The following is a 21,515-nucleotide window of genomic DNA, read 5'->3' on the forward strand; positions in this document are numbered from 1 at the left end:
TGGCGACCGTCAGCCGGGATTTTCTTGTGGCCTACCCTGTAGACTGCGCACAGCCAACCTATTGTCTGGGGATGACGTTTCCTGATCCCTATAAGAACAAGCCAAAAGGATTTTTTATGTCCCGCACCGATCAGCCGGCCACGAGCGAGAACACGCCTGAGAGCGATCTTGTCAGCCCCCCGATCAATGCCGAGCGTTTGCTGCAGCTGATCACCAATGAATACGAAAGCCTGCCGCGCCAGCTCAAACGCATCGCCAGTTACATGAGCCAGCAAAGCGACCGGATCATGGTTGACCGCATCAGCGATATTGCCCGCGAATGCGAAGTGCATCCGTCGGCCATCGTGCGGTTTTCCCAGCGTTTCGGCTTCAGTGGTTTCAGCGAAATGCAGACGCTGTTCCGCGAGGCGTATACGCACAAGACCACGCCGGTGCAGAACTACCAGCAACGCATTCGCAGCATGATCGCCAACAAATCGCAGAAGGCCAGCGGCGGCGACCTGGCCCGCGAGTGCATCGACGCGACCCTGTCGGGCATCGAACGACTGGGCCTGGAACTTGACGATGCGGCCTTCGACAAAGCCGTGGACCTGGTGGTGAATGCCGATAACATCTACGTGGTCGGCGTGCGCCGTTCGTTTGCGGTGGCCGATTACCTGGTTTACAACCTGCAGCACACCAACAAGCGCATTCACTTGGTCTCGGGGCTGGGCGGCAGCTATCGCGAGCAGATGCGCAGCGTGCGCGCCAACGACTTGGTGATCGCCATCAGCTTCACGCCGTACGGCAAGGAAACCCAGCACTGCCTGCGCATCGCCCAGCACCACCAGGCCAAAACCCTGATCATCACCGACAGCAACCTGTCGCCGCTGGCCAAACGCGCCAACACCGTGCTGCTGGTGAACGAAGGTTCCTCGTTCGCTTTCCGCTCGTTAAGTGCGACGTTGTGCCTGTGCCAGGCGTTGTTTATTGCCGTGGCATATCGCCTGGAACTGAAGGTCGACGAAATTCACGAACAGGTCGGATTCGACGATTAACCCGCCACCGTTTGCAGCTCGCTGAACCTCAGCTAATGTTGTCCATCCGAAATGGACATCTGCTGGAGGGTTTCAATGAAGTTGATCGGCATGCTGGATTCACCCTACGTGCGACGCGCCGCCATTTCTGCCAAATGCCTTGGCATTGAACTGGCACACGAATCGGTTTCGGTGTTTCGACACTTCGATCAATTCGAGCAGATCAACCCGGTGGTCAAGGCACCCACGCTGGTGCTGGATGATGGCGAAGTGTTGATGGATTCAACATTGATCATCGATTACCTGGAGGCACTCGCCGGGCCGGGTAAAAGCCTGATGCCCGCCCACCTCAATCAACGCGTACGCGCCTTGCACCTGATCGGCCTGGCACTGGCCGCGTGCGAGAAATCGGTACAGCTGTACTACGAACGCAATCTGCGCCCGGCCGAGATTCAGTTTGAACCGTGGGTGGAACGGGTCGAAGGGCAACTGGCGGCAGCGTATTCGGGACTCGAACGCGCACTGGAAAAACAGCCGCTGCGCACTGACGGTTCGATTGATCAGGCGGGCATCACGCTGGCGGTGGCCTGGAGCTTCACCAACCTGGTGGTGCCGGATCAGGTCGACGCTGGACGATTCCCGCTGATCAGCGCCTTCACCGCGTACGCCGAAGCGCTGGGTGTATTTGTCAGCACTCCAATTGAGTGACCCTTTAAACCAAAACGCCGCTTCTACCTGAGGTAGAAGCGGCAGAGGCATGGGCCTCAGAGGTATTGCATCAATGCATGAACAGGGCGATCAGGATGATGATCGGGATCGGTACACCGAGAAAGAACAACAGTAATGAGCGCATGAGGTTTCTCCTGGTTTAGCGAACTGGGGGCAATGAATTTGGGGTGACATAAGCATCGGATTCGACATACACCACCGCGTCCCGGCGACGACCACCGAAGGTTGCGGCGAAGCTGGCGAAGAACGCGCCGATCAGCAGTGCAACAAACATCCACAGTGCAGTCATGGCAGCGACTTTGGCAGCGGTGTCAGCAGCTTGTTGAGCAGCCTGCTTGGCATCGGCCAATGCTTTTTGAGTGCGAGCGTAGACTTCATCGACACGGCGTTCAGCATCGGCTTGCGTCAGGTTGGTCCGTTGCGCCACCAGTTGTGCCAGGTAAGTACGGTCTTCAGCCGACAATTGGCCGCCGTTGCTCAGGCTCTGCACAAAGATCCGGGTCACGGTGCTGCGGGCAGCATCATCACCCACCGCGGCAGGACGATCATCGCGGAACAGGCTGTCGACAAAGTAGCCAAACTGATCACTGTCAGTCTTGTTGGCAGCTGCGCCTGCGGCTTGAGTAGCTACACTGGCAGCACCGCCGACAGCACTGGCGCCGGCATGTATGCCACCGCTGACGATGCTGCTGACCGAACCGATAACCAGCACCGCCGTCACCAGCGTTGCCACGCACCACGACAAAAAGCCGTGGGCAGTGTCGCGAAAGTACACTTCATCGCCATGCATGTTGGCCCATTTCACACGTAGCCGGCCGGCAATATAACCACCCAGGCCTGAGGCCACTATTTGGGTGAACGCCAACCAGACAATGGTTGAAATGCCCAAACTCTTGGCGCTTATGCCTTCATTGGCCCAAGGCGAAACGGCGGAAAAACCCAAACCGAAACCGAGCAATACCAGGATCATCGATAACGCCGCAGCGGCAGCCGCACCGGCGAAAATCGCGCCCCAGGAAACGCCCGACAGCGTGCTTGATTCTTCTGCGGCAGGATAAAAACCATCAGAGGATCTATTCATTGTTGTAGCGCTCCAGGCAGGAAAGATGTTGTTACAACTTGTCGCTGGAGTAATTGCAGCAGGCGTGCCATTCGCCAGTTTTAAATAAATACTTATAATTCAATGGGTTATAAAGTTTGAACTTATAAAAACCATGCAATTTGCAATACGGCGTCGATATCAGCGGGTTTTATGCATTGCGCGGGGTTACTTGCGTTTGTAGCTCTTGTTGCCACTGGGGGTCAGGCAATAAACGCCACCTCTAGGCCCAGTGCAAAAGGTGCTGGTACCGCACGCGCAGCCATCGGCGCTTTGCAACAATGCATTTGGACGAGTGGGGTTAGTTGAGCCATAGAGGGCGGAGCAACTTTTTTTCGACGCGCTTATGGAGCCGTCATTGCACAGGAAAAGCTCACCGTCACAACGATCGATACCGCCCTTCTTCCCGGAGCATGGTGTATTGGCAGCCAGCGCGAACGAGCTGAACAGGCACATGAACAGCAAAAACATCAGCATCCAGCCGCACCGAATTATAGTGCCCACATTGCAACTCCTTATTGGTGGTATGGCCTTATGATATCAATTCTCAAGGTACAGCAATGCGCCAACATGAAAGTTAATTTAAAACGTTGCAGGCGATTCTTGGCAAAATGCCTGCACCTACGCCATGAACTAACTATCAGGCCCGCCCTATGACCCGTATCTTGACCATCGAAGACGACGCCGTGACTGCTCGCGAAATAGTGGCTGAACTGAGCAGCCATGGGCTGGACGTGGACTGGGTGGACAATGGGCGCGAAGGGCTGGAACGAGCTGTCAGTGGTCATTACGATCTGATTACCCTCGACCGCATGCTGCCCGAGCTCGACGGCCTGGCCATTGTCACTACGCTGCGGACCATGGGCGTCGCCACGCCAATTTTGATGATCAGCGCCCTCTCCGATGTCGATGAGCGTGTTCGCGGGCTGCGCGCCGGCGGCGATGACTACCTGACAAAACCGTTCGCCACTGACGAGATGGCAGCGCGGGTCGAAGTGTTGCTGCGCCGCCAGAACACCGTCAGCGCCCAAGCCACAACCCTGCGCGTGGCCGACCTGGAACTGAACCTGATCAGCCATGAGGCCAGTCGTGACGGTCAACTCCTGACGCTGTTACCCACCGAGTACAAGCTGCTGGAATTCCTGATGCGCAACACCGGGCAGATTCTGTCGCGGATGATGATTTTCGAGGAAGTCTGGGGCTATCACTTCGACCCCGGCACCAACCTGATCGACGTGCACATCGGCCGACTTCGCAAAAAAATCGACCCGCCCGGCAATGTCCCGTTGATTCGAACCGTGCGAGGCTCGGGTTATGTCATTGCTGAACCCCTCTAAAGGCTGGCGCTCTTCCAGCAGCCGTTTGCTGGCGCTCTACAGTTCACTGTTCGTGGCCTGGAGCGGGATTCTGATGGGGGTGATGTATTACGAGGTTTCCGGCTACCTGGACAACCTGGCCAAACACTCGTTGATGCAACGTCAGCACCTGTTTTCGCGCTTCTCTGGCGAACAATTGGTCGACGCCCTCGCGGCCAGCATGACCTTCGATATTCGCGGCATCGACGCCTATGGCCTGTTCGACCAGGAGCATCGTTACATCAGCGGCGCGCTGCGTGACATGCCCGAGGAACTGCCACTGGACGGCAAGATTCACATGCTCGAAGACTGCGCCGAATCCGATGACCCGACGCTGCCCGCCGACAGTTGCGACGCTGTGGCCACGCAAACGCTGGATGGTCGCTGGCTGATCCTGGTACGCGATAACGGCTCGCTGTTCGCGGTGACGCGGATCATTCTTCACGCCTTGTTCTGGGGCGTAACCCTGACCATTCTTCCCGGTATTGCCGGTTGGCATTTGCTGCGGCGTAGGCCGTTGCGGCGGATTCGAGCGATCCAGGCCAGTGCCGAAGCCATCGTTGCCGGCGATTTGACCCGGCGCTTGCCCTTGTCCAATCGCCGCGATGAACTGGACATGCTGGCGGCAATCGTCAACGCCATGCTTGAGCGCATCGAGCGCCTGATGAACGAGGTCAAGGGTGTGTGCGACAACATCGCCCATGATCTGCGCACCCCGCTCACGCGTCTGCGCGCGCAGTTGTACCGAATCCAGCAGCAGGCTGACGAGGGTTCGACACTGGCCGTGCAACTCGATTCGGTGCTGGGTGAAGCCGACACCTTAATGGCGCGCTTTCGCGGATTGTTGCGAATTTCCGAACTGGAAGATCGCCAGCGGCGTTCGGGTTTTGTGCAACTGGATCCGCTGCCGCTGCTGCAGGAACTGCATGACTTTTACCTGCCGCTGGCGGAAGAAGGCGAACTGGTTTTTCATCTGCAGCTACCAGACTCGTTGCCACCGCTCAATGGTGATCGCGCGTTACTGTTCGAGGCCATTGCCAACCTGTTGAGTAACTCGATCAAGTTCACGCCGATTGGCGGCGAAGTGATTTTGCGCGGGGTCAACGATGGCGGGCATACACGTATAGAAGTGCTCGACTCCGGACCAGGCATTGCGCTGGCCGAACGCGAGGCGGTGTTCCAGCGTTTCTACCGTGCCGAGGGCGGCAATCAGCAAAGCGGTTTTGGTTTGGGGCTGTCGATTGTGGCCGCGATTGTCAGCCTGCACGGCTATTCGCTGGACGTGGGCGAAAGCCCATCGGGCGGCGCACGGCTGGTGCTGGATTGCCGGCAGAGCCTTATTTCGAGTAACTGAAACAGACTTTTGCGACTGCTGCGCAGCCGAGCGGGAGCAAGCTCCCTCGCCACAAAGCTGAGCCACACTCCACGCTCCTGTGGCGCAGCCGAGCGGGAGCAAGCTCCCTCGCCACAAAGCTGAGCCACACTCCACACTCCTGTGGCGAGCGAGCTTGCTCGCGCTGGGTGGCGCAGCCGCCCTCATCCAGGCACCGCGTTGTTCCAGACCTACTGCGCCATTCAGGTTTACGACTGCTGCGCAGCCGAGCGGGAGCAAGCTCCCTCGCCACAAAACTAAGTAGCACTCCACACTCTTGTGGCGAGCGAGCTTGCTCGCGTTGGGTGGCGCAGCCGCCCCTAAGCAGCCGGCCACATTGATCGCTCGTTACGCAGGAAAATTGGCCTTTAGCGCTTCAACGCCGCCGCCGTAAACGCCGGCAAACAGCGCTTCCACTTCTTGCTCAGTCACGCCTTTTGCCTTGAAGCGCCCCGACCACGTTACTCGTGCGCCCTCGCCCTGCGCTTCCACCAGGATAGTCGCCAGGTAATCCGTGGCGGGAAACGGTCCCTGCACAATCGAGTAGCTGTACGTTTTGCCCGCGTTATCAAATGTCTCCAGGCGCTCGACCACCACCGCGCCGTCCACCGTTTGCAAGCTGCGCACACGCCCGCCTTCACTGAGTTCGCTTTTTGCTATCAATGGCAGCCAGTCCGGCAGCGAGCCGAAGCCGCCAATCAATTGCCACACCTGGTCGGCCGAAGCCTTGATTTCAATAGATGCTGATGCAGTGGCCATAGAGGTCAGTTCTCCTGATGAATAATGAAGTCGGCGCTTCTGGTCACTCATAGTTGACCAAGTAAGCCAGGATCGCCACCCCGCGACCCCATCTCGTTTCGAGATGGCACCATCTGAATTCAGCACTGCGAGTGTTGGCCCCAGCCTGACTAAGATAAGCACCAGCTCCCGACAAATGCCGCTTACCACCGCGCGGCGCACAATAACCGGAGATTGCTCGATGACCCTTACTGTTGCCGGCGAAAACCTGCCGCTTCCCGATAGCTTGCGTGAACAACTGAGCCAATTGCTGGGCTCACGATTTTCTACCTCGGCCAGCGTGCGCGAGCACCATGGCAGCGATATTTCCGCGCTAGACCCGATGCCACCGGACGCCGTGGCATTTGCCAAGAGCATCGACGACATCGTCAACATCAGCCAGGCCTGCTATCGCCACGATGTGCCGATGATTGCCTATGGCAGCGGCACATCGCTGGAAGGCTGGTTGCAGGCCTCTCATGGTGGCGTGAGCATCGATGTGTCGGGCATGGACCAGATCCTGGAGATTCGTGTCGACGACATGGACGTCACCGTCCAACCCGGCGTGACCCGCAAGCAGTTGAACGCAGCGCTGCACGGCACGGGTCTGTTCTTCCCGATTGATCCCGGTGCCGATGCTTCGCTGGGCGGCATGGCAGCGACCCGCGCCTCGGGGACCAACGCGGTGCGCTACGGCACCATGCGCGAAAACGTGCTGTGCATGACGGCTGTGCTGGCCGACGGTCGCGTCATCAACACCGGCGGACGCGCACGCAAATCGTCGGCCGGTTACGACCTCACGCACTTGCTGGTGGGCTCGGGTGGCACGCTCGCGACCATTGCCGAGTTGACCATCAAGCTGCACCCGATTCCCGAAGCCATTTCAGCCGCCGTGTGCCGCTTTCCAAGCGTTGACCATGCGGTACGCGCGGTGATTCAGACCATCCAGCTCGGCGTGCCAATTGCCCGCATCGAACTGCTCGACGCGCTGACCATCCGCGCCCTGAATGCCTACAGCAAAACGCAATGGCGTGAAGCTCCGTCGTTGTTTTTCGAATTACACGGCTCGCAAGCCAGTGTCGAAGAACAGGTCGAAACCGTACGCATGGTCGCAGACGAACACCAAGGGCTGGACTTCGAATGGGCGGTTCATCCGGAAGATCGCAGCCGGTTGTGGCAAGCGCGGCATGACGCCTATTTCGCCGCCCTCGCCTTGCGCCCGGGCTGTCGCGCCTTGACGACCGACGCGGTTGTGCCCATCTCGCGCCTGGCCGAGTGCATCGAAGCCACCAATGCCGACCTGACTGAAAACGGTTTTCTGGCCCCGATTTTCGGGCATGTCGGCGACGGCAACTTCCACGCACTGATTCTGGTTGATCCAGACAATGCCGCTGAAGTCGAACGCGCCGAAGCCATCGCCCACCGACTGGCCGAACGCGCCATTTCGATGCAAGGCAGTTGCACCGGGGAACACGGCATCGGCTTGACCAAACAGCATTTCATGGCGGTTGAACACGGGGTAAACGCAGTGGACGTCATGCTCGCGATCAAAGCGGCGCTGGACCCGAAACAACTGATGAACCCTGGAAAGATTTTCCCTCGCGGCCAATTGCCAGGCTGACGCGCGGTACCATCATCGGCCACGCACGTCAGAGCCCGGCAGGGAGCGCTCATGGAAATTCGCCAGATAAAATACTTCGTCGCGGTCATCGACTGCGGGAGCCTGTCCCAGGCTGCCCGCCAAGTGCACGTGGCGCAGTCGGCACTGAGTAAACAGATGTCGGCGCTGGAAGATGAGCTGGGGGTTCAGCTGTTCCATCGCAGCCACAATGGTGTAATCGCCAGCGACGCCGGCAAAGTGTTTTATGAGTATGCACAGGGCATGCTCAAACACCTGAGCGATGCCCGTGCAGCGGTCATCAGCAGCCCGGGGGCGGTGAGTGGTTCGATCGTCGTGGCGTTGCCGCAAAGTGTCGCGACCATTCTTGCCATGCCGCTGATGCGTGCCGTGGCTGCGCGTTATCCACTCGTGTCGTTTCACCTCAATGAAGAGCTGACCGGCAACGTCATGGATCAACTGGTGCACGGTCGCGTCGACCTGGCCGTGTTCACCTCCCTCGGTTTGCCGCCGCAAGTGCAGTTCAGCCCATTGATCGAAGAAGACTTTTACCTGATCCACAGGGCCAACGCGCCCGATGCGCCGCCGCCCGGTGAGGTATCGCTGGCACAAGCGCTCGCCCGGCCACTGGTGTTCCCCAGCCAGGCGCATGGCCACGCCACACGCATCCTCGTGGAGCACGCACTGAAGCAACACGGGCTGCCGCTGGGCGACATTGCGATGGAGGTCAACTCAGTGCACATCCTCAAAAGTGCAGTGGAGGCCGGAATCGGTCACAGCATCATGCCGCTGAACCTGGCCATGCGCGAAATTGAAGACGGGCGCCTGGTAGCCCATCGAATTGCGGCCAAAGGCTTGTCGCGCACGCTGGGGATTTGCAGTTGCACGGCGATGCCCACCAGCCATTTGAAAACACTGATCGGCGAGCTGATCCGCGAAGTGGTGTTGGGCATGTGCCAACGCGGTGAATGGCCGGGAAGCCGCGTCATCTGATCAATCAACCACGCTTTCATGACTGCCCCTACAACAACAAGAAAGAGGCTTGAGATGAACACACAACCGCCGCTCCCTGGCGCAATACCGGACCACGCACTGCACGCGGCCTACCGCAAAACGGCGTGGCGGATCATTCCGCTGCTGATTGTCTGCTACCTGGTGGCCTACCTGGACCGGGTCAATGTCGGCTTCGCCAAGTTGCAGATGCTCGACGACCTGAAGTTCAGCGATGCTGTTTACGGCCTGGGTGCCGGGGTGTTTTTTGTCGGTTACCTGATGTTCGAGATCCCCAGCAATATTGCGTTGCATCGCTTTGGCGCGCGCCGCTGGATAGCCCGGATCATGATCAGTTGGGGCCTGCTGTCGGCGGCGATGATGTTTGTCGAAACGCCCATGAGCTTTTACCTGCTGCGCTTTTTGATCGGCATTGCCGAAGCCGGTTTTTTCCCCGGGATTATTTTTTACCTCACGACCTGGTTTCCCAGTCACCGCCGTGGCGTGATGATTTCGCTGTTCATCGCTGCCTTGCCGATTTCGAGCATGCTGGGGTCGCTGATTTCCGGTTTGATCATGCATAACCTCGACGGCGTGGCCGGTTATGCGGGTTGGCAATGGCTGTTTGTGATTGAAGGGTTGCCTGCGGTAGTGCTCGGCGCCGCAGTGTTTTTCCTGCTGCGGGACCGTATCGCCGACGCGCACTGGCTGAGCCCCGAAGAAAAACGCGGGATGCAGGCAGCGCTGGATCGTGAAGCCAGCGACAAACCAGGGCATTCGGTGCGCGATGGCTTGTTCAACCCGAAGATCTGGTTGCTGGGTGCCGTGTATTTCTGTCTGGTGTTGGGCCAATACGTCATCAGTTTCTGGATGCCGACCATCATTCGCGACAGCGGCGTCGCCGAACCGTGGAAGATTGGCGTGCTGACCGCAATCCCCTACTCCGTCGCGGCGATCAGTATGGTCATCGTCGGGCGCAGCTCAGACCGTCACCGTGAGTACCGCTGGCACCTGGCGATGTGTGCCTGCATCGGCGCGGCGGGAGTGGTATTCGGCACGTTGTTCGGCGCTAACCTGATATTGGCGATGGTCGGCCTGACCATCGGCACCGCCGCGATGATCAGCAGCCTGCCAGTGTTTTGGGGCATGCCCACCGCCGTGGTCGGCGGTGCAGCAGCCGCTGCTGGCATCGCATTGATCAATTCGCTGGGCAACGTCGCAGGGTTCTTTAGCACCATTGTCGTTGGCTGGCTGACTCAGGTGACCGGCAACACGCAAGTCGCGATGTATTTCATGGCCGGCGTGCTGGTCATCGGCGGGCTACTGGGATTAAGCGTCTCCCAGGCACGAAATACTCCGGCCCGCGAAGCGGGCGCCTACAATTAGGTAAAGGGAACTCCTGGCGACCGCCAGGCATCCTAAGAATGTAGTACACCTTTTATGCTTCAGGCTGTCGGAGGACACCGTCATGCGCCGTCTGATTCTGATTTCCTCGTTAGTGCTGTGCTTACCGTTCGGTTCGGCTTTTGCCAAAGTGGACGCCGGCGATGTCGCAACCTCGGCCGGGGTTTCCGCATCGCTGTACTCAACCTTCAAAGATCACAAACTGATGATTCCCGCAAAAGACGACGCCTCCAGCTTCATTGCCAGTGGCGGCGCGATTCGCGGTGTTTATCTGGAGTCGGTGATGCAGAAAATTCGTCAGGACAACCCTGGTCTGAACGCCAGTGACGAAGACCTGGCCACAGCGATCCTGGTTCAGGAAGGCGTTGCTACCGGGCAATGAATGTGAAGTCTTCACATACGGGCTGTTAACGCGTGTCTAGCGTTTTCAGCCCCGTGGAATGCACATGAAAATCTCGCGCGGCTTAGCGATTACAGCTGTTCTCTCCACGCTCGCGTACCTTGCGCTGGCCGTTTGGGGAATGGGTGGTTTTAACGCTTTTTTCTCTCATGCCTCGCTGGTAATCGTTGCCGTCGCCACGATGGCCATGGCAATTGCATCGCTGTACACCGAAGTCAATTTGAGTTCCGGCGAGCACGAAGACCGAGGGAACCGGTGGGTGTTGCCGGTGTTCGGCGTGATCGGTTTATTGAGCGGGTACCTGCCCGCCTACACCGACCGGATCGAATTCTGGACCTTCGGCGGCGAAGGCGTGCGCTGGATAGGCGCGGTGGTGTTCTGCATCGGCGGTGCATTGCGATTGTGGCCGGTGTTCGTGCTAGGCAAACGCTTCAGCGGTCTGGTCGCTATCCAGCCCGGTCACAGCCTGGTGACGCACGGAATCTACCGAACCCTGCGCAACCCCAGTTATTTGGGCATATTGGTCATCGCCGTCGGCTGGGCACTGGCGTTTCGCTCAGGGGTTGGCCTGCTGCTGGCGGCACTTACGGTGATACCGCTGATCGCCCGTATCCACTCCGAAGAAGCGCTGTTACGCGCGACGTTCGGCAATGAATACGAGGCGTATTGCAGCCGCAGTTGGCGCTTGATTCCGGGGCTGTATTAGTCAGCGTGAAGCAGGCGAATGTCACCGTTGGAGTCTGCCTGTACCGTTACCGATTCATAGTCGGGCATTGTTTGGTGCGACGTCTTTATCGGGTGCTGATGGGTCGAGGTGATGATCAACAGGTCGGCGCCAGAAGCCTGCGCTGCAAGAATTCCGACTTTGGCATCTTCGAATATCAGGCACTGGGTCACATCGACACCCAGCCGTTGCGCCGCCAGCAGAAAACCTGCGGGGTCGGGTTTGCCGGCACTCACCTCTTCGGCGGTAATCATTACCGCAGGCTCCGGAATACCGGCCGCCGCCATCCTGCGCAACGCCAGTTTTCTGGGTGCAGAGGTCACAATAGCCCATTGATCGGCAGGCAATGACTTCAGGAATCGCGCCGCGCCAGCCACCTCGACGATGCCTTCCACGTCTTCGGTTTCGGCCTGGGTCACCCACGCCGCTTCAGCGTGCGCATCTATACCCGGCAATCCCTGACGGTTGACCGTGTCGATGGCGCGGGCACCGTGAATCGTCGGCAGGAACGAGGCCACCTCTAACCCGTGACGTACTGCCCACTGGGTCCAGATGCGTTCGGCGGCGGCGATGGAGTTGAGCACTGTACCGTCCATATCGAACAGAAAAGCGCGATAGGGGGTATCGAACACGGATTTTTGAGCAGACAAGGGAGAATTTCCTAACGCAAGAGCCGGACAGGTTTTGCAGCAATGTACACGACCCATGTTCTACACAGTGCGGTGAGACTTCAATGCACCTTCGACACAATCCAGTAATTGCCCGAGCGCCCACGGCTTCTTGATAAACGAAACCTCGTGCCGCACACCGGAACTCTCCGGCGTTTCAAAACCAGACATGATCATGATCGGTTTATCGGGCCAGCGGTCGCCGAACTCGTTCGCCAAATCCGCGCCGTTGCGCTTGCCCGGCATGGTGATGTCGGTGAGTAAAAGCCTGACTTCGTTCGAATGATCTTCCAGGTAAACCGCTGCCGCATCCGCGCTTTGCTGCGGCTGGACAACAAAACCTTCGTCCTGAAGAATTTCGCAGAGAAATTCAAGGATCAATGGATCATCCTCAACCACAAGAATCAACTCGCCAGGAAGCTGCTCGCCCGCCGTTGATAATGGACTCATAACCGTGCCACTCCCTGATTGCCTAATGATTTCGCGGGCTCAAATCCGCTGCCTACAGGTATGAGCAGCGTATTGCGGGGAAATTCATTTTTGATACAACCAGGCGACGAAAATCAATTAAAGCAGCGTGAAACGAACACATCATGCGGGAATGACTGCAACCACATTCCCGCATGACGGTGCTGGATTACTGCGACATGTCATCCTTCTTCATTGTGTCTTTGGACATCGCGTCTTTCTTCATGCCGTCCTTGGACATGGTGTCTTTTTTCATCGCATCCTTGGACATCGAATCTTTGGTCATGGCGTCCTTTTTCATCGTGTCTTTCTTCATGGTGTCTTTGGACATCGAGTCTTTGCTCATGCTGTCGTTGCTCATGCCGTTGTTGGTGGTATCGGCGGCAAAAACACTGGCAGCGCCCACAGCGAGGCACATGGACAGAACGACGGTGGTCAACTTTTTCATGGTGTAACTCCTTGAAGCACAGGTTGCGAATGAACGCAGCGTGAGCTGCGCGGTGAAGTAGCCAGGCGCCGTCAGCTGCCACCGAACCAGTTGTAGCCCTGGTCTTCCCAGTAGCCGCCGCTGTAGGTGTTACTGACGAAAATCGCCTGAATGTGTTTGGGATTCTTGTAGCCAAGCTTGGTCGGCATGCGCAGCTTCATCGGGAAGCCGTATTCGCGAGGCAGCACCGCGCCGTCATAGGTCAGCGCCAGCAGGGTTTGCGAGTGCAGCGCGGTGGCCATGTCGATGCTGGTGTAGTAGTCGTCGGCGCATTTGAAACCGACGTATTTAGCGTCTGTGTCCGCGCCGACGCGCTTCAGAAAATCACTGAAGCGCACGCCGCCCCAGCGGCCGATGGCGCTCCAGCCTTCCACACAAATATGCCGGGTGATTTGCTCGTTCTGGGCCATGGCGCGCAGCTCTTCGAGGCGCCAACTGCGTTTGTCGGCGACCAACCCGGTCACTTCCAGCCGAAAACCTTGTTCCTCAACCGTGGGCGCTTCATCGATGCCGTAGAAGGCATTGAACGGAAACGGCCGGGTAATCATCGATGCCGGGTAAGTCGGCGCCAGTGCGTTGGGATTGAACAGCCAGCCCTGCACCCGGTCATTGAGCCGCGACATAGAGGACAGCGCGGTGTCCACGCTTTCGTTATCGGTCAGGTTGCAGCCCGACAACATCGCCACGCCGCCGAGGGTCAGGCCACGCATCAGGAACGAGCGCCGTGAGCGGTCTTCGATCTGTGGTGCGAGAATTTTGCGGGCGTCCTTGAGAATGGATGATTCATCCAGGCCTTCTATGCGCTTTTTCATACGTGCTCCTTGCGCCCGAACAGCATGGTCAACAGTGTCTTAGGAACCAGCGCGACCATCACCAGGTGCACCGCGACGAAGGCCATCAACAGCGACATGGCGATGAAGTGCACATGCCGTGCGGTGTCGTAACCGCCAAGTAATTCTCGCAGCAGCGGGAATTGAACCGACTTCCACAACACCAGTCCCGAGACCACCAGCAGCGTGATGTCGAGCATCACAAACAGGTACGCCACACGTTGCACCTGGTTGTAGTGGCTCAAGTCGGCGTGCCCCAGCCGCCCTCTCAGCGCCGCCCAAAGGTCATGTGCCAGCCCCTTCGGCGACACCGGAAAGAACCTTCGTGCCAGGCGGCCACTGCTCAAATTGATGATCAGGTAAATGAGGCCATTGATGGCCAGGAACCACATCGCCGCGAAGTGCCATTGCAATGCGCCGCCAAGCCAGCCACCGAGCGTAATGCCGTTGGGAAAACTGAAACCGTAAAGCGGCGAGGCGTTATAGATGCGCCAACCGCTGGTGACCATCACCAGCACCGCCAAGGCATTCAGCCAGTGAGTCAGCCGTAGCCAGCGCGGATGAGTGCTGACCGTGGAAGAGGCAGGTATCTGCGACATGGTGGGCTCCCGGCGGTTGTTGTTGTTCGTTGGGGCCGAGTATGGAGGCCGACTGATCGCCAAATCCTCACGTAAAGTTAAATTAAACGTGATAACTCCAAAGCTTGGCGCCATCCGCTTTTGCGCGGTAAATGTGGTTAAAATGCCGCCCCCTCAAATAGCCGACCCAGCCCGATGAACTCACAAGCGCTCGCCCTGCTCCACGACCACCTGCTGACAGCACTGGCTGCGCCTCCCGCAGAAACCCGTCGGTTGTTCCACGGGCGCGGGCGATGCTGGCCGGGACTGGAGCAGTTGACCGTCGATTGGTTGCAGGGCGTGGTCCTGGTATCGCTGTTCAAGGAGCCGGAAGCGGCGCAACTGCAAGACTTGCAGCAAGAGTTGATGCAGCTCACGCAGTCACCGGCATGGGCGACATCCGGTGCGCACACCCTGGCGTTGCAACATCGCTACCTGCTGCAAAGCACCACCGAATGGCTACTCGGGGAGGCGCTTGAAGAAAGGGTCATCACCGAGGGTGGCTTGCGTTATCGGGTAGACCTGGGCCGCAAACAAAACACCGGGCTGTTTCTCGACATGCGCTATGGCCGTGACTGGGTAAAGGCCAATGCCCAGGGCAAACGGGTATTGAACCTGTTCGCCTACACCTGTGGTTTTTCAGTGGCGGCCATCGAGGGCGGCGCCTCGCACGTGGTCAATCTGGACATGTCGAGCCCGGCGCTGAACCGTGGTCGTGATAACCACCGACTCAACTCACATGACATGAGCAAGGTGACGTTTCTGGGCCACGACCTGTTCAAGTCCTGGGGCAAAGTGATCGGCAAGGGTCCCTATGACCTGGTGATCATCGACCCGCCGTCCTTTCAAAAAGGCAGTTTTCTGCTGACCAAGGACTACCAGCGCGTGCTGCGTCGGTTGCCGGAATTGCTCAGCCCGCAAGGCACGGTATTGGCGTGCATGAACGACCCTGCATTTGGCGCCGACTTTTTGATCGATGGCGTCACGCGTGAAGCGCCAAGCCTGCGCTTCGAACAGCGGTTGCAGAACCCACCCGAATTTCCGGATGCCGATGTTGAATGCGGGCTGAAGGCACTGGTGTTTCGTCAATAAAGCGTTTGCGGCTTAACGCGGTGTCAGCACCAGGGCAAATAACTCTCCGTGCCCGGTCACATTGAGCTTGTGATAAAGATTGCGCCGATGGACCTTCACCGTTTCCGGGGAAATATCCATCTGCTGAGCGATTGCCTTACTGGAAAAGCCCTGCAGGATCAGCCGCGCCGTGTCGACCTCGCGCACTGTCAGGCGCGCATCGAAGCGATCCAGCAGGCTTGCCAGATCGCCTGACACAGCCTCCACCGCCGGACCTTCCGGCGCCATCAATTGCAGATGCCGGCGCATGGCCGCCAGCACCCAGTCACGCACACTCAGCAGGCGACCTTGTTCTTCGAGGGAGAAACCTGTCGAGCGTCCCAGTGACAAACCGAGCACGCCACCACCGCCGATATTGACCATGTATTGCAACTCATCCGCGCCCACCACCGAGCGGAAATAACTCAGGTAATACTCGCTTTGCTGAAACTGGTCGGGCGCCACTGAGTCGAGGCTGTGCAAACCGTCGGCTATGCCGGCGCAGGCAGCCTGATAAAACGGATCGAGCAAATACATGCCGGCGCGATAATCGGCCAGTTCTTCCTGTTCGGCGCCGATGGCGCGGTAATCGAAATCAATCAACAGGCGCGGCACACGCCCAGCCTGCATCACCGCCACCAGGGCGTTGTCCAGCGGCACCAGCAAACGCAGGGTATCGACCATTGCACGCCAGAAACCCTCCTGCCCCAGTGCACCAAATACCCGTGCCAGCCCATGGTGCAGCGGTAGCTCTTTTAACAACGCGTCCACGCACTACCCCTTTCGTGTAACCCATGATGGGAATGGGTGAAGATCACCCGGATCGATACGCTGCGTACTCTTGAACATCACCGGCCTGCAGCAGGCCAGGAGTGCCGCATCATGAGTCGTCGCCGCTCGCCTTTCAATCCTGGATTGTGCGCCTGTTTATGCGTTTCGTTGTCGGCGGTTGCCGCTGATGGCCCGACCGTTCACGTCTATAACTGGTACGACTACATCGGCCCTACAACGCTGCAAGACTTCAAGCGCGACACCGGTATTGCGACGGTCTACGACACTTTTGACAGCGGCGAGGTACTGGAAGCCAAGCTGATGACAGGCCACAGCGGTTACGATGTGGTGGTGGCCAGCAACTTCATTCTACCGGCGCTGATCAAGGCGGGTGCGTTGCAGAAACTGGATCGCAGCCAGTTGCCCAACCTGCATCACATCGATCCGGTGCTCATGGAAAAACTGCGCGCCAATGACCCCGACAATCAATACGCCGTGCCGTATTTGTGGGGCACCGACGGCATTGGCTACAACGTAGACAAGGTTCGCCAAGCGCTCGGCGAGCAGGCCCCGGTGAACTCCTGGGACCTGTTGTTCAAAGAACAGAACCTGGCGAAGCTCAGCCAATGTGGCGTAGGGATTCTGGATGCTCCGGCAGAAGTCATGCCCATCGCCCTGCACTACCTCGGTTTGTCGCCCAATAGCAGCAACCCCGCCGATTATAAAAAAGCTGAAGCACTGCTGTTGAAGCTGCGCCCCTATATCACTTACTTCAACTCGTCGAAGATCCAGACCGACCTGGCCAACGGCGATATCTGCGTCGCACTCACCTGGTCCGGCACGGTGTTCGGTGCCATGCAAGCCGCCAATGAGGCTGGCAAGGGAGTGAAAATCGAATACAGCATTCCTGTCGAAGGTGCGCCGTTGTGGTCCGACAACCTGGTGATGGTCAACGACAGCAACAATCCCAAGCAAGGCTTGGCCTTCATCAACTATCTGCTGCGCCCGGAAGTCATCGCATCGGCGACCAGCCTGGCACTCACCGCCAATGCCAACAAGGATGCAACCGCATTGCTCTCGGATGAGGTGCACAAATTCACCAACATCTATCCCTCGCCCGAGGTAGTCGCCAAGGCGTTCACCCTGCAACCGCAGCCCCATGAGATCGAACGTGTGCGCACGCGCTCGTGGAGCAACATCAAGAACGGCAACTAAGCCGCACCCAGCCTTTTTCTGTTTAACCTGCCCGAGTATTTACCCATGCAACCACGTGCCCGCGACCTGAACATTCAGTTCGGCCAACTGCAACCTGGCCCCCTCAACGCCATCACTGACGTGCCCGGTGTGCGCGTCGGCCACAGCAACGTGCGAGGCCGCACCGATGGCGGCCGCGACATCCTGACCGGCGTCACGCTGATCGAACCGCGTGCCAGTTCTACCAGCCTGCACCCTTGTTTCGCCGGGGTGCACGTGCTCAACGGCAACGGCGACGCCACCGGTCTTGAGTGGATTCGCGAAGCCGGGTTGTTGACCAGTCCGATTGCCTTCACCAACACCCACAGCCTGGGTGTGGTGCGCGATGCGCTGATTGGTCTGGACCGTGCGCAACAACCGGACGACGGACGGCTTTATTGGAACATGCCGGTGGTACTGGAAACCTTTGACGGCCTGCTCAACGATATCAACGGCTTCCATGTGAAACCCGAGCATGTTGCCGAAGCGATGCGCGCAGCGACCGACGGCCCGGTAACAGAAGGCTCGGTCGGTGGTGGCAGCGGTATGATTTGTCATGAGTTCAAGGGCGGCATCGGCACCGCCTCACGTCGCCTGAGCAGCGCTGATGGCGGCTGGACAGTAGGCGCTATCGTCCAGGCCAACCATGGCATTCGCAACGAGTTGCGGGTCGACGGTTACCCGGTCGGCCGCTACATGGAGCAGGCTGATTCGCCGTTCCTCAAGGCGTCCTTGCCGCATCCGGGCATGGGTTCGATTGTCGTGTGCCTGGCCACCGACGCCCCTTTGCTACCCCATCAATGCACACGCCTGGCGCAGCGTGCCAGCCTTGGACTGGCCCGCACCGGTGGTGGCAATGAAGATCACAGCGGCGACATCTTCATCGCTTTCTCCACCGGCAATCATGTGCCTGCAGCCGCGTATGAAGGCAAAGGTGCGCCGACCAGCGATCACCTGAGAATGGTCAACAACGATCACATCAGCGAGTTGTTCCTGGCGGCAACCGAGGCTGTCGAAGAAGCCATCATCAATGCCCTGCTGGCAGGCGAAACCACTGAAGGCAATGGGCATGCGGTACCAGGGCTGGATGCCGATACGCTGCTGCAAGCCCTGCGCCGGGCCGGTTGGCCGGGCGCTGTGTAGGCACAGGCTTGCTCGCGGTGATGGGTCAGGTACAGTGATTGTGACTGACACATCCTCGTGAGCACGCGTGCTCCCACACACGTTTGCGGAGTGCCGAACATGCCGGGCAGCCTTATCCAGGAGCAACTCGAACAGCTGCGGCAATTAATGGCCGGGCAGCCATTTGTGGTGCTGACCGGCGCGGGCATCAGCACGCCGTCGGGCATTCCGGATTACCGCGACAACCAAGGCGTACGGCGTGGCCGGCAACCGATGATGTATCAGGAGTTCCTCGCCGCTGCCGACGCCCGGCGGCGCTACTGGGCACGAGCGATGCTCGGCTGGCCGCGAGTGCAACAGGCGCGGCCGAACGTGGCTCACCAAGCCTTGGCACAGCTGCAAGGCGCCCGACAGATCAGCGCGCTGATCACGCAGAACGTCGATACCCTGCACGATCAGGCCGGCAGTCATGACGTGATCGAGCTGCATGGCAGCCTGCATCGAGTGGTGTGCCTGGACTGCAAAAAGCACAGCACGCGCGATTCGATACAGCAGTTGATGGCGGCACAGAATCCGTACCTGGCGGGGGTCGATGCGGTGCAGGCACCCGATGGCGATACGCTGCTTGATCCGGCCTTCGAGGCACGTTTTCAAGTACCGCATTGCCCGTATTGCGCAGGCGACAGGCTGAAACCGGACGTGGTGTTTTTTGGCGAGAATGTGGCACAGGTCACGGCGGCCAAAGCAATGGCCGCCGTTGAACAGGCCTCAGGATTGTTGGTGGTTGGTTCGTCGTTGATGGCTTATTCGGCGTTTCGCTTGTGCCGGGCGATTGCCGATCAGGGCAAGCCTTTGATCGCGATCAATCTCGGAAAAACCCGCGCCGACGACATCCTCGATCTGAAAATCGAAGCCTCGTGCGAGGTGCTATTGCCGCTACTGGCACAACGTTTATCGGATGGATAACTGCTGCCCCAAATGGGCTTCCTTGAACACATCGAACAATGCTTGCGCCGCGGCCGACAACTCGACCCCAGGCTTGGTCAACACGCCAATTGACCTCTCTACCGGGTCGCGCAGGGTAATGCAGCGCGCACCCAACTCTTGCATCTGCCCCGCACACAACGCGGGTACCGCGCTGACACCCAGGCCACTGGCGACCATTCTGCCAACCGTCGCCAATTGATGACTTTCAAACTCCACCGGTAACTTCATGCCTCGCGCCTGCAAGTGTTCTTCGAGCATTACCCGCACCGTCGAAGGTCGTTGCAAGGTAATGAACGGTTCCTTGAGCAAGGTCTGCCAGTCAATGTCCTCCATGTCGGCGAACGCTGAGTCCTGCGGCACCACCGCCACAAACCGATCCATGTACAACGGTGTGAACGCCAGCGAAGTGCTCTGCGTGGGCTCGAACGCCACGCCCAGCTCAACCTGGCGGTCACGTACCATTTCCAGCACCTGCTCGTTGATTACGTCGTTCACCGTGACGTTGACTTTGGGGTAGCGCGCGCGGAAGGTCTTGAGAATCGGTGGCAGCAGGTTACCGGCGAACGACGGCATTGCCGCCAGCGTCACCCGGCCTCGCTGCAAGGTAAAACGCTGGCGCAGTTCATCCTCGGCATTGTCCCAATCGGCGATCAAGCGACGGGCCAGCGGCACCAGCGACTCGCCTTCAGGGGTCAGCGCCACGTTGCGTGTGTTGCGGGTAAACAGCCGTCCACCCAGGCCCTCTTCCAACGCCTTGATGGTCAGGCTCAACGCCGATTGCGACAGATGCAGGCGTTCGCAAGCGACAGCAAAACTCAGGCTTTGGGCCACGGCCAGAAATGCCCTGATCTGCTTGACTGTCATCACCGCTGCCTCCAACATTTTACGAATCATTGATTGGTGAGTTTTATCTATCAATCAACCTTAAAAATCAACTTAACAAATAAATCCACCAGCGCGACACTCTATTCCATACGGCTAGCCAGCCGCCCACAAAGAATAAAAGAGGTGCATATGGCAGGTTTCGACAAGCGCGTGAGTTCCTACGAGGAAGCACTGGCAGGTCTTGAAGACGGCATGACCGTGATCGCCGGTGGCTTCGGCCTGTGCGGGATCCCGGAAAACCTGATCGCTGAAATCAAACGCAAAGGCACGCGCGACCTCACCGTGGTTTCCAACAACTGCGGCGTCGATGGTTTCGGCCTCGGCGTGCTGCTGGAAGACCGGCAGATCAGCAAGGTGGTGGCTTCTTACGTCGGCGAAAACAAGATGTTCGAAGAACAACTGCTGAGCGGCGCCATCGAAGTGGTCCTGACCCCTCAAGGTACCCTCGCTGAAAAAATGCGCGCTGGCGGCGCCGGCATCCCGGCGTTCTTCACGGCCACCGGCGTCGGCACCCCAGTGGCCGATGGCAAGGAAGTTCGCGAATTCAATGGCCGCAAGTACCTGATGGAAGAGTCCATCACCGGTGACTTCGCCATCGTCAAAGGCTGGAAAGCCGACCACTTCGGCAACGTCATTTATCGTCATACCGCCCAGAACTTCAATCCGCTGGCCGCCACTGCCGGCAAGATTACCGTGGTTGAAGTCGAAGAAATCGTCGAACCCGGCGAGCTGGACCCGGCGCAGATCCACACCCCTGGCATCTACGTCGACCGGGTCATTTGCGGCACGTTCGAGAAGCGCATCGAACAGCGCACCGTGCGTAAGTGATCCCCTGCCCCCGGACCTGAAGGAA

General features: G+C 58.7%; 23 protein-coding genes. 14 read left to right on the forward strand and 9 right to left on the reverse strand.

Annotated features, from left to right (window positions below; translation table 11 throughout):
* Nucleotides 1-116 precede the first annotated feature (116 nt).
* Nucleotides 117-1,037 (forward strand): SIS domain-containing protein, encoded by a 921-nt coding sequence (locus ACQR3R_RS10555; protein WP_428272064.1) that lies wholly within the window; start codon nt 117-119, stop codon nt 1,035-1,037.
* A 75-nt stretch (nt 1,038-1,112) separates the two neighbouring features.
* A complete protein-coding gene (locus tag ACQR3R_RS10560; protein WP_428272065.1) occupies nt 1,113-1,724 on the forward strand; it encodes a glutathione S-transferase N-terminal domain-containing protein in 612 nt (203 codons plus the stop codon).
* 160 nt (nt 1,725-1,884) lie between these two features.
* On the opposite strand, the gene ACQR3R_RS10565 is transcribed toward ACQR3R_RS10560, so the two are convergent.
* On the reverse strand, nt 1,885-2,826 hold the full coding sequence (locus ACQR3R_RS10565; RefSeq protein WP_428272066.1) for a hypothetical protein: 942 nt from the start codon (nt 2,824-2,826) through the stop codon (nt 1,885-1,887).
* A gap of 671 nt (nt 2,827-3,497) precedes the next feature.
* On the opposite strand from ACQR3R_RS10565, the gene ACQR3R_RS10570 reads away from it, so the two are divergent.
* Together ACQR3R_RS10570 and ACQR3R_RS10575 are read left to right on the forward strand one after the other, a co-directional pair.
* Nucleotides 3,498-4,181, forward strand: coding sequence for a winged helix-turn-helix domain-containing protein (locus ACQR3R_RS10570; RefSeq protein ID WP_428272067.1), 684 nt, complete (start codon nt 3,498-3,500; stop codon nt 4,179-4,181).
* Nucleotides 4,159-5,553 carry an ATP-binding protein gene (locus tag ACQR3R_RS10575; RefSeq protein ID WP_428272068.1) on the forward strand — a complete coding sequence of 465 codons (1,395 nt, stop codon included), beginning with the start codon at nt 4,159-4,161 and terminating at the stop codon, nt 5,551-5,553. Before ACQR3R_RS10570 ends, ACQR3R_RS10575 begins: the two co-directional genes overlap by 23 nt.
* Nucleotides 5,554-5,919: 366 nt before the next feature.
* Here the strand turns inward: ACQR3R_RS10575 and ACQR3R_RS10580 are convergent, their stop codons facing one another.
* Nucleotides 5,920-6,330 carry an SRPBCC family protein gene (locus ACQR3R_RS10580; RefSeq protein ID WP_428272069.1) on the reverse strand — a complete coding sequence of 137 codons (411 nt, stop codon included), beginning with the start codon at nt 6,328-6,330 and terminating at the stop codon, nt 5,920-5,922.
* A gap of 220 nt (nt 6,331-6,550) precedes the next feature.
* Between ACQR3R_RS10580 and ACQR3R_RS10585 the strand changes: the two genes are divergently transcribed.
* The 5 genes from ACQR3R_RS10585 to ACQR3R_RS10605 all read left to right on the forward strand — a co-directional run bounded on the left by ACQR3R_RS10585 (nt 6,551) and on the right by ACQR3R_RS10605 (nt 11,466).
* Nucleotides 6,551-7,969: an FAD-linked oxidase C-terminal domain-containing protein gene (locus tag ACQR3R_RS10585; protein ID WP_428272070.1), complete on the forward strand. Its 1,419-nt coding sequence runs from the start codon at nt 6,551-6,553 to the stop codon at nt 7,967-7,969.
* Nucleotides 7,970-8,020: 51 nt separating this feature from the next.
* Entirely contained in the window at nt 8,021-8,959 is a 939-nt protein-coding gene (locus ACQR3R_RS10590) for a LysR substrate-binding domain-containing protein (protein ID WP_428272071.1), read from the forward strand.
* Nucleotides 8,960-9,013: 54 nt separating this feature from the next.
* Nucleotides 9,014-10,342: an MFS transporter gene (locus ACQR3R_RS10595; RefSeq protein ID WP_428272072.1), complete on the forward strand. Its 1,329-nt coding sequence runs from the start codon at nt 9,014-9,016 to the stop codon at nt 10,340-10,342.
* Nucleotides 10,343-10,424: 82 nt separating this feature from the next.
* Nucleotides 10,425-10,742 (forward strand): DUF2388 domain-containing protein, encoded by a 318-nt coding sequence (locus ACQR3R_RS10600; protein ID WP_428272073.1) that lies wholly within the window; start codon nt 10,425-10,427, stop codon nt 10,740-10,742.
* A 64-nt stretch (nt 10,743-10,806) separates the two neighbouring features.
* Nucleotides 10,807-11,466 (forward strand): isoprenylcysteine carboxylmethyltransferase family protein, encoded by a 660-nt coding sequence (locus ACQR3R_RS10605; RefSeq protein WP_428272074.1) that lies wholly within the window; start codon nt 10,807-10,809, stop codon nt 11,464-11,466.
* Here ACQR3R_RS10605 and ACQR3R_RS10610 read toward each other — a convergent pair.
* The 5 genes from ACQR3R_RS10610 to ACQR3R_RS10630 all read right to left on the reverse strand — a co-directional run bounded on the left by ACQR3R_RS10610 (nt 11,463) and on the right by ACQR3R_RS10630 (nt 14,536).
* Nucleotides 11,463-12,134: an HAD-IA family hydrolase gene (locus ACQR3R_RS10610; protein WP_428272075.1), complete on the reverse strand. Its 672-nt coding sequence runs from the start codon at nt 12,132-12,134 to the stop codon at nt 11,463-11,465. The genes ACQR3R_RS10605 and ACQR3R_RS10610 overlap by 4 nt on opposite strands.
* A 60-nt stretch (nt 12,135-12,194) precedes the next feature.
* Nucleotides 12,195-12,602 carry a response regulator gene (locus ACQR3R_RS10615; protein ID WP_428272076.1) on the reverse strand — a complete coding sequence of 136 codons (408 nt, stop codon included), beginning with the start codon at nt 12,600-12,602 and terminating at the stop codon, nt 12,195-12,197.
* A gap of 187 nt (nt 12,603-12,789) precedes the next feature.
* Nucleotides 12,790-13,068, reverse strand: a complete 279-nt coding sequence (locus tag ACQR3R_RS10620) for a pentapeptide MXKDX repeat protein (RefSeq protein ID WP_428272077.1) — start codon at nt 13,066-13,068, stop codon at nt 12,790-12,792.
* Nucleotides 13,069-13,139: 71 nt separating this feature from the next.
* Entirely contained in the window at nt 13,140-13,919 is a 780-nt protein-coding gene (locus ACQR3R_RS10625; protein WP_428272078.1) for a molybdopterin-dependent oxidoreductase, read from the reverse strand.
* Nucleotides 13,916-14,536: a cytochrome b/b6 domain-containing protein gene (locus ACQR3R_RS10630; protein ID WP_428272079.1), complete on the reverse strand. Its 621-nt coding sequence runs from the start codon at nt 14,534-14,536 to the stop codon at nt 13,916-13,918. The genes ACQR3R_RS10625 and ACQR3R_RS10630 overlap by 4 nt, the downstream gene beginning before the upstream one ends.
* Nucleotides 14,537-14,710: 174 nt before the next feature.
* Here ACQR3R_RS10630 and ACQR3R_RS10635 point away from each other — a divergent pair, with 174 nt between their 5' ends.
* Complete coding sequence (locus ACQR3R_RS10635) at nt 14,711-15,646, forward strand: class I SAM-dependent methyltransferase (RefSeq protein ID WP_428272080.1); 936 nt, start codon at nt 14,711-14,713, stop codon at nt 15,644-15,646.
* A 12-nt stretch (nt 15,647-15,658) separates the two neighbouring features.
* On the opposite strand, the gene ACQR3R_RS10640 is transcribed toward ACQR3R_RS10635, so the two are convergent.
* Nucleotides 15,659-16,435: a LuxR C-terminal-related transcriptional regulator gene (locus tag ACQR3R_RS10640; protein WP_428272081.1), complete on the reverse strand. Its 777-nt coding sequence runs from the start codon at nt 16,433-16,435 to the stop codon at nt 15,659-15,661.
* A 111-nt stretch (nt 16,436-16,546) separates the two neighbouring features.
* On the opposite strand from ACQR3R_RS10640, the gene ACQR3R_RS10645 reads away from it, so the two are divergent.
* The 3 genes from ACQR3R_RS10645 (at nt 16,547) to ACQR3R_RS10655 (ending at nt 19,756) form a co-directional block, all read left to right on the forward strand.
* The gene (locus tag ACQR3R_RS10645) at nt 16,547-17,650 is read left to right on the forward strand and encodes an extracellular solute-binding protein (RefSeq protein ID WP_428272082.1); all 1,104 of its coding nucleotides are present in this window, start codon (nt 16,547-16,549) and stop codon (nt 17,648-17,650) included.
* A 45-nt stretch (nt 17,651-17,695) separates the two neighbouring features.
* Nucleotides 17,696-18,811, forward strand: coding sequence for a P1 family peptidase (locus ACQR3R_RS10650; RefSeq protein WP_428272083.1), 1,116 nt, complete (start codon nt 17,696-17,698; stop codon nt 18,809-18,811).
* 99 nt (nt 18,812-18,910) lie between these two features.
* Nucleotides 18,911-19,756: an NAD-dependent protein deacetylase gene (locus ACQR3R_RS10655; RefSeq protein ID WP_428272084.1), complete on the forward strand. Its 846-nt coding sequence runs from the start codon at nt 18,911-18,913 to the stop codon at nt 19,754-19,756.
* Here the strand turns inward: ACQR3R_RS10655 and ACQR3R_RS10660 are convergent.
* Entirely contained in the window at nt 19,742-20,641 is a 900-nt protein-coding gene (locus tag ACQR3R_RS10660) for a LysR substrate-binding domain-containing protein (protein WP_428272085.1), read from the reverse strand. The two genes, ACQR3R_RS10655 and ACQR3R_RS10660, sit on opposite strands and share 15 nt — an antisense overlap.
* A 150-nt stretch (nt 20,642-20,791) precedes the next feature.
* Between ACQR3R_RS10660 and ACQR3R_RS10665 the strand changes: the two genes are divergently transcribed.
* Nucleotides 20,792-21,490 carry a 3-oxoacid CoA-transferase subunit A gene (locus ACQR3R_RS10665; RefSeq protein ID WP_428272087.1) on the forward strand — a complete coding sequence of 233 codons (699 nt, stop codon included), beginning with the start codon at nt 20,792-20,794 and terminating at the stop codon, nt 21,488-21,490.
* The last annotated feature ends 25 nt before the right edge of the window (nt 21,491-21,515 follow it).

The organism is Gordonia sp. IEGM753 (genome assembly GCF_050321825.1).
Taxonomy (GTDB): domain Bacteria; phylum Pseudomonadota; class Gammaproteobacteria; order Pseudomonadales; family Pseudomonadaceae; genus Aquipseudomonas.

What these genes read in the sequence shown, in the direction of transcription:
- ACQR3R_RS10555 (WP_428272064.1), top strand. Translation starts at nt 117, where the DNA reads ATGTCCCGCACCGATCAGCCGGCCACGAGCGAGAACACGCCTGAGAGC.
- ACQR3R_RS10560 (WP_428272065.1), top strand. Translation starts at nt 1,113, where the DNA reads ATGAAGTTGATCGGCATGCTGGATTCACCCTACGTGCGACGCGCCGCC.
- ACQR3R_RS10565 (WP_428272066.1), bottom strand. Translation starts at nt 2,826, where the DNA reads ATGAATAGATCCTCTGATGGTTTTTATCCTGCCGCAGAAGAATCAAGC.
- ACQR3R_RS10570 (WP_428272067.1), top strand. Translation starts at nt 3,498, where the DNA reads ATGACCCGTATCTTGACCATCGAAGACGACGCCGTGACTGCTCGCGAA.
- ACQR3R_RS10575 (WP_428272068.1), top strand. Translation starts at nt 4,159, where the DNA reads ATGTCATTGCTGAACCCCTCTAAAGGCTGGCGCTCTTCCAGCAGCCGT.
- ACQR3R_RS10580 (WP_428272069.1), bottom strand. Translation starts at nt 6,330, where the DNA reads ATGGCCACTGCATCAGCATCTATTGAAATCAAGGCTTCGGCCGACCAG.
- ACQR3R_RS10585 (WP_428272070.1), top strand. Translation starts at nt 6,551, where the DNA reads ATGACCCTTACTGTTGCCGGCGAAAACCTGCCGCTTCCCGATAGCTTG.
- ACQR3R_RS10590 (WP_428272071.1), top strand. Translation starts at nt 8,021, where the DNA reads ATGGAAATTCGCCAGATAAAATACTTCGTCGCGGTCATCGACTGCGGG.
- ACQR3R_RS10595 (WP_428272072.1), top strand. Translation starts at nt 9,014, where the DNA reads ATGAACACACAACCGCCGCTCCCTGGCGCAATACCGGACCACGCACTG.
- ACQR3R_RS10600 (WP_428272073.1), top strand. Translation starts at nt 10,425, where the DNA reads ATGCGCCGTCTGATTCTGATTTCCTCGTTAGTGCTGTGCTTACCGTTC.
- ACQR3R_RS10605 (WP_428272074.1), top strand. Translation starts at nt 10,807, where the DNA reads ATGAAAATCTCGCGCGGCTTAGCGATTACAGCTGTTCTCTCCACGCTC.
- ACQR3R_RS10615 (WP_428272076.1), bottom strand. Translation starts at nt 12,602, where the DNA reads ATGAGTCCATTATCAACGGCGGGCGAGCAGCTTCCTGGCGAGTTGATT.
- ACQR3R_RS10620 (WP_428272077.1), bottom strand. Translation starts at nt 13,068, where the DNA reads ATGAAAAAGTTGACCACCGTCGTTCTGTCCATGTGCCTCGCTGTGGGC.
- ACQR3R_RS10625 (WP_428272078.1), bottom strand. Translation starts at nt 13,919, where the DNA reads ATGAAAAAGCGCATAGAAGGCCTGGATGAATCATCCATTCTCAAGGAC.
- ACQR3R_RS10630 (WP_428272079.1), bottom strand. Translation starts at nt 14,536, where the DNA reads ATGTCGCAGATACCTGCCTCTTCCACGGTCAGCACTCATCCGCGCTGG.
- ACQR3R_RS10635 (WP_428272080.1), top strand. Translation starts at nt 14,711, where the DNA reads ATGAACTCACAAGCGCTCGCCCTGCTCCACGACCACCTGCTGACAGCA.
- ACQR3R_RS10645 (WP_428272082.1), top strand. Translation starts at nt 16,547, where the DNA reads ATGAGTCGTCGCCGCTCGCCTTTCAATCCTGGATTGTGCGCCTGTTTA.
- ACQR3R_RS10650 (WP_428272083.1), top strand. Translation starts at nt 17,696, where the DNA reads ATGCAACCACGTGCCCGCGACCTGAACATTCAGTTCGGCCAACTGCAA.
- ACQR3R_RS10655 (WP_428272084.1), top strand. Translation starts at nt 18,911, where the DNA reads ATGCCGGGCAGCCTTATCCAGGAGCAACTCGAACAGCTGCGGCAATTA.
- ACQR3R_RS10660 (WP_428272085.1), bottom strand. Translation starts at nt 20,641, where the DNA reads ATGACAGTCAAGCAGATCAGGGCATTTCTGGCCGTGGCCCAAAGCCTG.
- ACQR3R_RS10665 (WP_428272087.1), top strand. Translation starts at nt 20,792, where the DNA reads ATGGCAGGTTTCGACAAGCGCGTGAGTTCCTACGAGGAAGCACTGGCA.